The sequence below is a fragment of the Streptomyces sp. NPDC005374 genome, assembly GCF_042872225.1.
Lineage (GTDB): Bacteria > Actinomycetota > Actinomycetes > Streptomycetales > Streptomycetaceae > Streptomyces.
Genome location: NZ_JBIAKA010000010.1, coordinates 234,829 through 246,493, shown reverse-complemented (window position 1 = coordinate 246,493; position 11,665 = coordinate 234,829). Strand labels below are relative to the sequence as shown.

At 68.9% G+C, this 11,665-nt stretch carries 14 protein-coding genes; 3 read left to right on the top strand and 11 right to left on the bottom strand.

What is annotated here, in order from left to right:
* Positions 1 to 43: 43 nt before the first annotated feature.
* From ACFYRX_RS26295 to ACFYRX_RS26285, 3 genes are all read left to right on the top strand, one after another.
* Entirely contained in the window at positions 44 to 673 is a 630-nt protein-coding gene (locus ACFYRX_RS26295; RefSeq protein ID WP_389104299.1) for a TetR/AcrR family transcriptional regulator, read from the top strand.
* 363 nt (positions 674 to 1,036) lie between these two features.
* Entirely contained in the window at positions 1,037 to 1,609 is a 573-nt protein-coding gene (locus ACFYRX_RS26290) for a TetR/AcrR family transcriptional regulator (protein ID WP_389104296.1), read from the top strand.
* A 75-nt stretch (positions 1,610 to 1,684) separates the two neighbouring features.
* Positions 1,685 to 2,812, top strand: coding sequence for a hypothetical protein (locus ACFYRX_RS26285; protein ID WP_389104293.1), 1,128 nt, complete (start codon positions 1,685 to 1,687; stop codon positions 2,810 to 2,812).
* A gap of 287 nt (positions 2,813 to 3,099) precedes the next feature.
* Here ACFYRX_RS26285 and ACFYRX_RS26280 read toward each other — a convergent pair whose 3' ends face one another.
* From ACFYRX_RS26280 to ACFYRX_RS26230, 11 genes are all read right to left on the bottom strand, one after another.
* On the bottom strand, positions 3,100 to 3,753 hold the full coding sequence (locus tag ACFYRX_RS26280; protein ID WP_389104290.1) for a TetR/AcrR family transcriptional regulator: 654 nt from the start codon (positions 3,751 to 3,753) through the stop codon (positions 3,100 to 3,102).
* A 73-nt stretch (positions 3,754 to 3,826) separates the two neighbouring features.
* The gene (locus tag ACFYRX_RS26275) at positions 3,827 to 4,093 is read right to left on the bottom strand and encodes a carboxymuconolactone decarboxylase family protein (protein WP_389104287.1); all 267 of its coding nucleotides are present in this window, start codon (positions 4,091 to 4,093) and stop codon (positions 3,827 to 3,829) included.
* A gap of 111 nt (positions 4,094 to 4,204) precedes the next feature.
* Positions 4,205 to 4,624 carry an SDR family NAD(P)-dependent oxidoreductase gene (locus ACFYRX_RS26270; protein WP_389104284.1) on the bottom strand — a complete coding sequence of 140 codons (420 nt, stop codon included), beginning with the start codon at positions 4,622 to 4,624 and terminating at the stop codon, positions 4,205 to 4,207.
* The gene (locus tag ACFYRX_RS26265) at positions 4,519 to 4,887 is read right to left on the bottom strand and encodes a hypothetical protein (protein ID WP_389104281.1); all 369 of its coding nucleotides are present in this window, start codon (positions 4,885 to 4,887) and stop codon (positions 4,519 to 4,521) included. Before ACFYRX_RS26265 ends, ACFYRX_RS26270 begins: the two co-directional genes overlap by 106 nt.
* 102 nt (positions 4,888 to 4,989) lie before the next feature.
* Positions 4,990 to 5,127, bottom strand: coding sequence for a hypothetical protein (locus ACFYRX_RS26260; protein WP_389104278.1), 138 nt, complete (start codon positions 5,125 to 5,127; stop codon positions 4,990 to 4,992).
* 14 nt (positions 5,128 to 5,141) lie between these two features.
* Positions 5,142 to 6,434: an NAD(P)/FAD-dependent oxidoreductase gene (locus ACFYRX_RS26255; RefSeq protein ID WP_389104275.1), complete on the bottom strand. Its 1,293-nt coding sequence runs from the start codon at positions 6,432 to 6,434 to the stop codon at positions 5,142 to 5,144.
* Positions 6,435 to 6,436: 2 nt separating this feature from the next.
* Positions 6,437 to 6,634 (bottom strand): ferredoxin, encoded by a 198-nt coding sequence (locus ACFYRX_RS26250; RefSeq protein ID WP_389104272.1) that lies wholly within the window; start codon positions 6,632 to 6,634, stop codon positions 6,437 to 6,439.
* 357 nt (positions 6,635 to 6,991) lie between these two features.
* Positions 6,992 to 7,924, bottom strand: a complete 933-nt coding sequence (locus tag ACFYRX_RS26245; RefSeq protein ID WP_389104269.1) for an NmrA family NAD(P)-binding protein — start codon at positions 7,922 to 7,924, stop codon at positions 6,992 to 6,994.
* Between the two features lie 97 nt (positions 7,925 to 8,021).
* Complete coding sequence (locus ACFYRX_RS26240) at positions 8,022 to 8,813, bottom strand: SDR family NAD(P)-dependent oxidoreductase (protein WP_389104266.1); 792 nt, start codon at positions 8,811 to 8,813, stop codon at positions 8,022 to 8,024.
* Between the two features lie 370 nt (positions 8,814 to 9,183).
* The gene (locus tag ACFYRX_RS26235; RefSeq protein WP_389104263.1) at positions 9,184 to 9,837 is read right to left on the bottom strand and encodes a TetR/AcrR family transcriptional regulator; all 654 of its coding nucleotides are present in this window, start codon (positions 9,835 to 9,837) and stop codon (positions 9,184 to 9,186) included.
* A gap of 220 nt (positions 9,838 to 10,057) precedes the next feature.
* Complete coding sequence (locus ACFYRX_RS26230; protein ID WP_389104260.1) at positions 10,058 to 11,596, bottom strand: class I adenylate-forming enzyme family protein; 1,539 nt, start codon at positions 11,594 to 11,596, stop codon at positions 10,058 to 10,060.
* Between the last annotated feature and the right edge of the window lie 69 nt (positions 11,597 to 11,665).

Sequence of the window (11,665 nt, the reverse complement as noted above, 5' to 3'; positions counted from 1 at the left end):
GCGCCCAACAAGTAATTGGACGCCCAACAAGTAACATGGCTCCATGGTGACGTCAATCACTCGGACGCCGAGACGTACACAGGCACAGCGCCGCGGTACCGCCCGCTCCGCCATCGTCGACACCGCGATCCGGCTGCTCGCCGACGGCGGGTACGCGAACATGACACTGGCTGACCTGGGCGAGCGCGCCGGATACAGCAGAAGCCTGGCCACGCACTACTTCGGCTCCAAGCCGAAACTGCTCACGGCGGTCGTCCAGCACGTGCTCGACCACAATCCGCCGGCGCGGCTCGACGAGTCGCTCCGCGGATTCGCGCGCATTGAGGCCGAGATCGACGCGGTGTTCGACGGCCTCGACGAGAATCCGGACATGGCCCGCGCCTACATCGTCATCACCTTCGAGGCGATCACCTCGTTGCCGGAGCTGCGGTCGGTGGTCCACGAGCAGAACGTGGCGTTCCGGAGCCGGATCGAGTCCGCGCTGCGGGAGGGCAAGACGCTCGCTACCGTCCGCCCGGATGTCGACGCCGCCTCGGTGAGCATCGCGGTCATGGCCATGATCCGGGGGATCGTCTGGGAATGGTTCACCGACAGCTCACTCGACCTGACCGCCTGCCGGCGGGCGGTGCTGAGTCAGGTGGCCGCCCTGTGCTGCGCCACCGGCGACCGATGACGGAGCACACCGCGGACCGCACATGTCGTTGAAACTCCGGTCCGCACTCCTCTCGGACGCGGCATAAAGCGACGATGTCCGGCGCAGAACCCGACAGGCGGCGAGGCGGATCACGGGCCCGCCTCACCGCAGGGTGCTCCGAGACTCCCGACGGCCGAGGAGTTCGTCCCGGCGAGTGCACGGGGAGGGCCGGATCCTCCCCCGAGCAGTCCGACACGTCCCCAGTGTGCCGCTGGCGCCCTGGACGCCCGGCGGAGCGTCACTCCGATTGAATCGCATTAGGAAACGCTATAGTGTCGTTTCCTCATGCGATCGAAAGGAGAACCGATGAATGCGACGAACACCCGCCCTGCGGGTCGGCCCATGAGTACAGAGCGGGAGCAGGCGCTTCTGGACGCCGCACTCAAGGTCCTCCGCTCCGTCGGCTACGACAAACTGACCGTGGTGGCCGTGTGCGAGCTGGCGGGAGCCAGCACCAAGACGGCCTACCGGCGCTGGGCGAACAAGGACGAGCTGCTCGTCGCGGCACTGCGTCGCGCCGTCGAGCGAGAGGTCGAGGGCGTACCGGCTCTGATCCGCGAGGACCGTCTGCGGGAAGCACTGATCGCGAACCTTCAGGCGCAGGCGGACTCCTACCGCGCCTCCGCCAACCTCGTGATCGGACTGCTGGTGGCCTCGCGCGTCGACGGCGATCTCGGCGCCATGGCCCGCCAGGTCATCAGGCAGCACGAGACCACGTACTGCGCAGTGCTGCTCCAGGACGCCGTCGCGCGCGGTGAGGCACGTCCCGATGTCGATCCCGAGTTCGTGGCCGACCTCGCACGTTCGTTCTTCCTGCACGAGATCCTCGTCCGCGACGAGCCCCCGGGTCGCGAACGCATCCTCACCTTCGTGGACCAGGTCCTGATGCCGCTGTGCGCCACCCGCGAAGCCTGACACTCGATTTCCTCGCCCCCCGTACGTCCCAGGGCACGCGGTCAGCATGCCTTCACGAACAGAAAGAGGTACGACGTGTCCGACGACTACAGCGCCAAGTACACCGAGATCGACCACTCGGTCGCCCCGGTGACACTGGAGGACGAGAAAAGCCACTTCGAGGCACTCGCGCTCCCCTCGGACCAGACCGACATCTGGGAGGAGACCGCTCTGGGAGTGGTCGCGGAGTCGGGCGATCACGACGTGCTGCTGTGGGCGGCCGGGTATGCGCTGTTCGGCAACGGCAAGGGCGTCTGGGGTCCCGGAGCGTCTGCCGAGCGTGAGGTGCAGCTCATCGTCGTGCCCAAGTCCCAGCGGGGCACGATGACCGACAACGACTTCGTGCGAGTCGGCTGGACGCCGACCGAGCGTCTGCGCGGCGAGCAGCTCGTCATCACGGAAGGAAGCGACGACGTCACCTGGGACTTCGACGGCCTGCGCTTCGTCGCCCAACCACCGCAGTGGCGCCTGGAAGGGACCGCGGGCGACGCGGAGTTCGACCTCACCTACCGGACGAAGGGCACCCCGCTGTGGAACTGGGGCCCCTTCGCCGAGGCGGACAAGCAGGACCGCGCCGGTTACGACGTCTTCGTCGGGGTCGACGGCACGATCCGCACCCCGGCGCACGAGCTTGAGCTGACCAACGGCTATGGCGTGCGCGAGCACATCATCACCGGACAGTCGAACGACCCGGTCGCCAACCTGCCCGCGCCGAACTGGATGTGGTGGCTCTACACCATCAAGGACGACGTCAAGGTCAACTTCTTCCAGCCCCGCGACGGACTTCAGCTCGGCTTCGTCAAGTTCGCCGACCAACAGGTGAACGTCGCGACCGGGCGCGGTGACATGCACTTCGCGGTCACCGAGAAGTGGGAGGACCCCCGCACCGGAATGAACCTGCCGGTCAAGTGGCGGCTCGCGATGGCTAACGACGGAGTCAAGGTGGATGTCGAGATCGCCGCCCACGGTCGCGCGTACAGCCACTGGCCCACCGCGAACGGCACACGCATGTACTGCTACCTGCTGTCCACGATGACCGGCACCGTCGATCTCCCCGACGGGCGAACGATCGAACTCGACAATCACCTCACCGTCAACTCGTTCTGCCGTACGGTCCTCACCGCACGGGAGACGAGCCAGGGCGCACGCGGTGACATGGTCTGACCAGATGTGCAGCTGTTCCTGAGGGAAGAAGCGGGAGGCTGCTCGTCGGCTCCCGCTGACGTACGACCGGTGAGGTCGGCGAGACGCCTACGTGTGGCTCCTCCGAGCCCGTTGGAGCCACGGCGTTCCGGGTGGCGGCCCCGCGTTGCTGGCGGACACGGCTCCGGGTTCACCGACTGCGCGAACCTCTCCCTGGGCATGTCTGCGTTCCAGGCATCCAGCTCAAGTCCGGCGGTACGCGGCCGGTGAAGTCGGCACCCACTCGACGCCGTTGACCCGTTGGCCGGTCACCGTTTCCCGTCACGCAGGACAGTGTCGACGACACGACCGGCGAAGAGGGTGAGTTCGTTCTGGTCGTGCCGTCCGAAGGTCGAAGTCCATAGCGCGAACCGGCCGAGGAGCGCGGACCAGAGCAGTAAAGCGGCTGATTCCGCGCCGTCCGGCCAGCGCAGTCCCTCGCCCTCGCAGGCGTGCACGGCGTCCACCCACTGTTGCCAGAGAACGCGAGCGGGGTGTTCCTGACCGGGCTCGCCGAAGCTCGAGGCATCGTGGCCGAACATGATGCGGATGACTCCGCGCTCGGCGACGGCAAAGGCACAGAAGGCGTTCGCCTGGGCACGGAGGCGTTCGCTGGCATCGGCTCCGTGATCCGCCGCCCGGATATTGGCCTCACGCATCGCTGCGACCACCCGCTGGTATCCGTCCTCGGCAACCGCGTGGGCTAGTTGGTCCTTGTCCGCGAAGTGCAGATACATGCTCTGGGCAGCAATGCCGACTTCCCGCGCGACCTCCCGAAGGGACACCGGGAGGGCGTTGTCGGTCAGTTTCTCGTCGAGAAGACGTGCGACGGCGGCCAGGATCTCCGCGCGGAGCCGATCGCCCTGGCCGCGTGGGTTACGTCTGCGGGTGGTGTCGGTGCTGGTTGCGGCGTCCTGGTTCATGCCTCTCATTCTGCGGGAGGCGACGCCTTGCGGGGTTGCACGGTCGTGTCCGTGGCCCCGCAAGGCGCCGCGGTTACGCCTCCTCGAGCGCGCGGGCCGCGGTGGTCATGGCCTGGCCGGCGGCGGGAAGCCCGATGTACGGAGCGGTCTGGAGCACGGCCTCGAGGATCTCCTCCGAGGTCAGACCGTTGGCGAGAGCGCCGAGGACGTGATTGCGCACCTCCCACTGATGGCCCAGGGCCATGAGCACGCCCAGCGTGACCAGACTACGACCGCGGCGGTCCAGACCCGGCCGGGACCAGATCTGGCCGAAGCACTGCTCCAGTGCGAGCCGGGCCATGTCCGCTCCAGGGCCCGTGCCCTCGCGGGAGCGACCATGTTCTTCTGCAGGAAGGTCTCGCCGAACATCTCCCGTACGACCTGCTCGCCGGCGGTGCGACGCTCACCGGGTTCACTGCTGGTCACCGGTGTCCTTTCCCTGCGCTGCACTCATGCGGGGCAGCATGCCCAGCACCGTGGCCGTGGTGGTGCCCGCGTCGACGGGGAGCACCGTACCCGTGATCCAGCGCGATTCCGCGCCCGCGAGGAAGAGAACGGCCCAGGCCAGATCCCAGGCTGTGCGTTCCAGACCGAGGAGGTTGGCCGCGCTGCGCATCCGCCGTCCCTCCGCGCCGCCGTGGTCCCCGATAGGGGTGTGCAGGTGGCCCGGGACCAGGCAGTTGACGCGGATGTGGTCCGGCCCCCAGCTGTAGGCGAGGTCGGTGGTCAGCGACTGCAGCGCACCCTTGCTGGGTCCGTAGGCACCACTGCCGAAACCGCGCAGCGCCGCGATGGAGGAGATGGTGACGACGGATCCGCCACCGCCGCGCACGAGGTGGGGGTGTGCGGCGCGGGCCACCGGCAGATCGCCAGACAGGGCATCGGCAGGGCGAAGTCCTCGATGAGGTCGACCGGGCCTCCCTTGGAGAGCATCGCGTCGATCAACTCATCCGTGATCTCCAGCAGTTGGCCACGCATCGCCTGAGTGCGCTTGACGTTGAACTCCTTGGTGAGCATCTGCCGCAGCCGCGGGTGCTCGGGGTCGTCCAGGCGCAGGAACAGCCCGCCTTCGTGCTCGGGCTGGTTGGAATGCACCAGGGGGAAGTCGGGGTTGCGTACGTCGGCGCTGACGGAGGGGCCGGACAGGACGGCGCGGATGTCCGCGTGCCGGGTCGCCAGCCAGTGCCGGGTGCCGTTTCAGATGGTGACCTGGTGCAGTCCGCCTGCCTCCCGGAACTCGGCGTACTGCGGCGGCTCGCTGAAGGGACAACTGCGTGGAGCCGGAAAGAACGATGACTCGTCGGCTGCGGGGATCTCTGCTGCGGTCGTCGTCATGTCGTCTTCCTCGATCAAAGATCTGATGCCGCAGTGGCGGAACCTGCGGCTGTGGGGGTGGGAACCGCGACTGCGGTGGTGGCGGGCCAGGGCGCGCGGTCGAGTACGGCCTGGCGCCAGGTGCGCAGGGCGCGTGCCATGCCGTTACCCAGCACGCCGTCGATCCGGTGGGGGCGTCCCTCGGAGTCACGATGGCCGTAGACCCCGACGAACCGGCCTTCCGCCAGGGAGCCCTCGACGACCGTGAAGGCCATCTGCCGCCCCGTGGAGCCGTAGGACTGAAGTTTCAGGTCGTACTGGTCGGACCAGAAATAGGGCAACGTGGGGGCGGCCGGTTCGCCGCCCAGGAGGGCCGCGCCGACCGCACGTCCCTGTTCTGTGGCGGCCAGCCGGTGCTCGCTGCGTACGTAGCGGTCCGTGGCGGGATCCAGCCAGGCGGCCACGTCGCCGACAGCCCAGATCCGCTCCGCGGCCCGGCCCCGCGCATCGCACAGCACGCCCTCGACGCCGTCCCGCTCCTTGCTCCCGAGCGGCACGCCGGATCCGGCGAGCCAGCCCACCGCCGGACGCGCGCCGACCGCGACGAGGACGGTGGAAGCCTCGACCACGGAGCCGTCGTCGAGCACGACCCCCGTGGCCCGGTTGTCCTCGGCGAGCACCTCGACGACTCCCCGGCCGCACCGCAGGTCGACCCCGGCGCCGTGGTGACGGGACGCGATCATGCCTGCCACGTCCTCTCCCAGCACGTTGACCATGGGGAGCGGCAGCGGGTCGACCATCGTCACTGCAATGTTCATCCCCCGGGCCACCGCCGCGGCTTCCGCACCGACGAATCCAGCACCCACGACGACCAGCCGTCCACCGTGCCCGAGGGCCTCGCGCAGGCGGAGGGCGTCCGGCAGGTTCCGCAACACCTGGACACCGTGCAGGCCGGCACCGAGGGAAGGAGGATGCACCGCCGCAGCGCCGGTGGCGATGACCAAGGCGTCGTACGCGAGTTGCCCACCGCCGGCGAGACCCACCGTCGAGGCATCGGCGTCCACCCACACGGCAGCGGTGCCGGGCAGGTGGGTGATGCCCAGGGCGTCCCACTGCTCCCGCGGGCGCAGCAGGAGCCGCTCGATCTCCCACTCCCCCGCCAGCAACTGCTTCGACAACGGCGGCCGGTCGTACGGCAGGCCGGGCTCCCCGTCGACCATGACCACGTCGCCGGTGAAGCCGCGACGACGAACCTCCTCGGCGACTCCCAGCCCCGCGGCCGAACCGCCGACCACGACAAGCCGGTGAAGTCCCGTCGCGGCCGACACGTTCAGCTCTCCTCGATGAGGATCGCCGCGGCCGGGCACACCTGAGCCGCTTCCCGCACGGCGAAGTGCTGATCCGCCGCAGGCTCCGCGTCCAGCAGGACCACGATGCCGTCCTCGTCACGCTGGTCGAACACGTCCGGAGCCACCAACACGCACTGGCCCGCTCCGCAGCACTTGGGCTCGTCAACAGTGATTTTCATGCCACTTGACCTTCCGACAGCCAGGTCGGCGGATCGATGCGAGACCGCCAGCCTGAGACCTGACACCTAACACCTGACATGCGTCACCTTACAGCTGCCTGTACTGAAGGCCTGTGGGGATGTTGCCTGAAGGAAGAACCGGAGAACCGCGCGCACTTCGTCGCCTCTCCGGCGTCCGATGTCCCGGCGAACGCAACCGGTGGGCAACAGCCTCAGGCGCTTCTTTATGGGTGTTCTGCGAGGTCAAGGGGCTGTCGCGGCACCTTGAAAGGAGCCGATTCATGAGCGGGCAGGCCGCCTCAGATGGGCCTGGCCTGCGTGTTGGGCCCGTGCCACCGCGGATCGCGCGGCCATGCGTCAGTGCGGCACGTCGAAGGTGTCGGCGTGCGCGCGGGCCCATTCGGCGAAGGGGGTCATCGCGATGCCCCACGCTTTGTGGAGTGCGTCGGCCGAGGGCGCGCCGTAGCCGATCCGATTGGCCCACTCCTGGCTGTGCGCGACACCAGGACGCATTCCGGCCTCGACGGCGCGGGGGACGGACAAGGGCTGATACGTGATGCGACTGCCGGTGGCATCACTGAGGGAGGTGGCGACCTCCTCAAGGGGCAGCTCGTCCGCGATGAGTTCGATGATCTGCCGGTCGAAGCGCTCCGGTTCACGCAGCGCGGCCACCGTGAACCGCGCGATGTCGACGACGCTGACCAGCTGGACCGGCACGCCGACGGCGTGAACGGAGTCCAGGCGGCCCTCGGCCAGCCAGGGAAACATGCCGTACGCCTTGGGCGGCAGGAAGTTCTCCATCAGTGTCACCGGCCGCAGTACCACCCAGCGCTCCAGTGTGGAGGTGCGCAGTCGGGCCTCGATCTTCAGGCGGGCCGCGGCGTACTCGTCGGCGTGGTGGCCGGTGCCGAAGTCGCCCGCGACCAGGTGGCGTTCGAGGCCGGCGACGGTGGTCTGGACGAACATGCCCACGTCGGCCCGTTCGGCGCCTTCGATCAGGCGCGCGGCGTTGTCGGTTTTGACCGACTCGCTGCCGGGAGCCCCGACGGGGACAGCGAAGACGGCCTCCGCTCCGGTCATGACCTTGTCGATGGAGGCACTGTCGGCCAGATCGCCTTGTACGTACTCGGCGCCGAGGCCGCGCAGGTACTGGGGACGGGGTGAGTCGGGGTCGGCGACATCGAAGGCGCGGACGGTGTGACCGGCCTCCAGCAGGTGCCGGACGGTGGCGACTCCCTGGTCTCCCGCGGCGCCGGTGACCAAAACGGTGGTGTTGCTCAGGGCGTTCATGGCGTTGCCTTTCGGTCCCTTGGCGCGGCGCGGCGCGGGGACGTTCGGTGGTGGGAAAGCGGGCGCCGACGCTCTCGGCCGGGCCCGGGGCGGGGGGTCAGGAACGCATGTCGGCGACGTAGGGCTGGTGGGCCAGGAGGCCGCCGTCCACGCTGATGACCTGACCGGTGATGTAGGCGGACTCCTCGGAGGCGAGGAAGACCACGGCCGCCGCGATGTCGTCGGGAAGACCGAGACGCGGGGTCAGGCTGTGCCGCAGCATGGTGTCGGCGACCTGTCCGTGAGCGGATGCCTTGCTGGCCGGAGTGGTGATGTATCCGGGGCTGATCGCGTTGGCGCGGACCCCTTCCTTGCCGTACTGCGTCGCCGTGTACTGGGTCAGCGCTATCAAGGCCGCCTTGGAAGCGCCGTAGGCGGGGTTCCTCAGATCACCGACCAGACCGGAGGCGGAGACGGTGTTGATGACCGACCCGCCGCCGGCCGCGATCAGGTGGGGCAGCGCCGCCTGGGTGGCGACCATCGTGCCCCGCACGTTGATGCGCATCGTCTGGTCCCAGATGTCGGGGTCGGCCTCGAGGACGGGCAGGTCGAAGCGGGCCGCCAGGTGGGTGGCCGCCGCGTTGTTGTGCAGGATGTCGAGCCCGCCGTAGATGTCGACAGCGGACTGTACGGCGGCGCGGACCGAGGCGATGTCACCCAGATCGAGGTGGACCGCCGTCGCCTCACCCCCGGACCGCGTGATGGAGCGGGCGACCTCCCGTGCGCCGTCGAGGTTGATGTCGGCGACCACGGTGCGCGCGCCTTCCGCGGCGACGCGGGCGGCCGTCGCCGCACCGATACCGGAAGCCGAACCGGTAACCACCGCGGTCTTGCCAATGAGCCTTTTCATGATCGGTTCCAGACTTTCTCGCAGGTGTACCGGGAGACGACGACCTTGCATCAGCCTCCCCTTAACGCGAGACGGTACCGTATCGAGTAGATGGCGTTCAGGGTTTTCGGTGTGACGTGCCAGACGTTCCGGAAGGGGTCAGAGCCGAGGATCGTGGGCTGGCGTCGAGTCCGTGGAACGAAGGGGTGGTCGGCATGCGGGGCACATGCCTGCGCGGGGAGTCGATCGAAAGGGCTGGCCAGTGATGGGGACGGGATGACGTTCCGGCGGGCGGACGCCGGCTACCCGGGGCGACCGAGGGGCGCCGGCCATGGCCGCGGCGGCCCGAGGCTCGCTCGCTCTGTGTCATCGCCGTGCGCGGGTGACTGGCTCAGGTGTTCGAGGAACCTGTGATGAGCGGCATCAGCACTTGATCCACGATCCGTGCGACACCCTCGGCACCCAACGGCCGGTCCTCCAATGACGGCAGATGCACGAGGAGCGTGATCGCCGCCGCGAGTTCCAGCCGTCCGGGTTCAAGCAACCGCTCCACGCGGGAATCGGTGATCTCGCCCCGGGTCATGGCCCTTTCCAGGCAGCCGCTGATTCCCGCCCGCTGGCCGGCGACGAACCTCTCCCGCAGCGCAGCGGTCAGCTCGGCGTGGCTGCGCGAGGTCTCCAGCAGCACCGCCACCAGCCGATGCCGATTCCCGTCCGTGCAGCCCGAGGTGATCACCAGAGTTCGCACCAGGTCGTCGCGCAATGTCGTGGGATGCGGCGCTTCCTGGTCCGGCCCAGCGGCGAATCCCAGGGTCTCCACGGCGTCCGCGGCGAGATCTTCCCGGGAGGACCAGCGCCGGTAGACCGTGGCCTTGCCCACGCCGGCACGGACCGCCGCCTTCTCCATGGTCAGCGCCGCATAGCCGCCTTCGGCCAACAGGTCCAGCGCCGCCGCGATGATGCGAGCGTCCCGTGCGGCATCCCGCACCGGCCCGCGCGTGGCAGTCGGGCGCTGACGTCCCGACGATCTCCGCGCCTCGCTCATACCGAGAACGCTACCGTACCGAGACGGCCGTGTTCCGGGAGGAGACCAGGTGCCTGAACACGCTCTCTGGACCGCGTGGCAACGGGCCGCCTCACACCCGGAGCACCCCTGAACCTCCGCCGTCGAGAGTCGATCACGGCGCCCCTGTCCGTCGGAGCGAGCCGGAACCCACACCGCCCCGTCGGCCGTCCCCGTCGCCCGTCGCCCGTCCGAGCGAAGGTCAGTCCCGACCGGACGACGCGAACTCGCCCCGTAGCTCGGCTCGGCGCACCTTGCCGGAACCGGTCAAGGGAAACTCGGAAACGAACCGCCACGTCCGGGGCACTTTGAACGAGGCGAGCCGTTCGGCCACGTACGCCCGCAGCCCCTCGGGGTCGGGGTCGGCGTGCGGGCGCAGTTGGACGCAAGCCGCGACTGTCTCGCCGAGACGGGCGTCCGGGAGGCCGAGAACCACTGCCGCAGCGACGGCAGGGTGGGTCTCCAGAACCTCTTCCACCTCCCGGGGGTAGACGTTCTCACCGCCCCGGATTATCACCTCGCGCATCCTGCCCTGGAACGTGATCAGCCCACGGCCGTCCATGCTGCACAGGTCACCGGTATGAAGCCACCCCTCGGCGTCGAGCACGGCCGAGGTCTCCTCGGGCATGTCGTGGTAACGCGTCATGTTCAGCGGAGAACGGATCCACAGCTCTCCCGGTTCTCCCAGCGCCGCTGTCTCGGGCGTGCCCAGGCGGACGATGCGCACCTCGCGGTGCGGCGACGGGCGCCCCAGAGTCAGGGCCTTGTCCTCATCACTGTCACCGATTTCCGTCGAACACGCCTGCGGACTCTCGGACTGGCCGTAGCCGACCACGAACTCCACCCCCAGCGCCCGCTGGAAGTCTCGGACGATGCCGGGTGAAACCGTCGCGCCACCCCCCATCACCACACGCAGCGCACTGAGGTCACGGTTGCCCAACTCCGGATGCGCCAACAGGTCGGCGACCATGGTGGGCACCACTCCCAGAATCGTGGTCCCCGTCGACTCGATGAGCCCGAGCAGTCGGCCGACGTCGAAGCGTGGCGCCGTGACCAGCGTGGCTCCCCGCGAGGCCGCGACCAGCACTCCGCACACCGAGGCTCCCACATGGTGCAGCGGAAGCAACGAGCACATGACCTCGTGGTCCGCGCCGGTGCGTTGCCGATCCATCCCGAATCGGGCGGTGTTGACGCAGGCGAAGTGGGACAGGACCGCTCCCTTGGGCCGGCCTGTGGTCCCCGAGGTGTACTGGATCAGGAAGGGTGCGTCCGCCGACACCCGCGGCAGGCTCCCCGTGACCGTGCCCCTCTCCTCCCATTCCGTCAGCGAAAGAACCAGGGGCGCCCGCGGCAGACCTTTCGCGATCTTCCGGGCACGGTCCAGCAACGGCCTGCCGCGATGGTCCTCCGCCGCCAGGACCAACCGCACGTCGGCCCGGTGCAGTTGATCCCCTACCTCCGCGTCGGCGAGCGAGGTGTTCAGCGGGACGAGCACGACGCCGGCGAGCGCACAGGTGTACTCGGCCACCACCCAGGCCACCGAGTTCGCAGCCCATACGCCGACGGTGGCGCCGGGGGCGACCAGCCGCAGCAGTTGGTGTGCGGCACCACGCGACCGGTCGGCCAGTTCGCCCCAGCTCAGACTCTCCAGGCCGGAGTCGGAGGCCACCTGGATGGCCGGCCGATCGGGATACCGGTCCGCGTTGCGCAGCAGGAGCTCACCGACGGAGAGACGCCACAAGACACGCCGGCTGTCTGCGAGCCGATGAGCTTCAGCGAGAAAGGTCCTGTCAGGAACATGGGGCGGCAC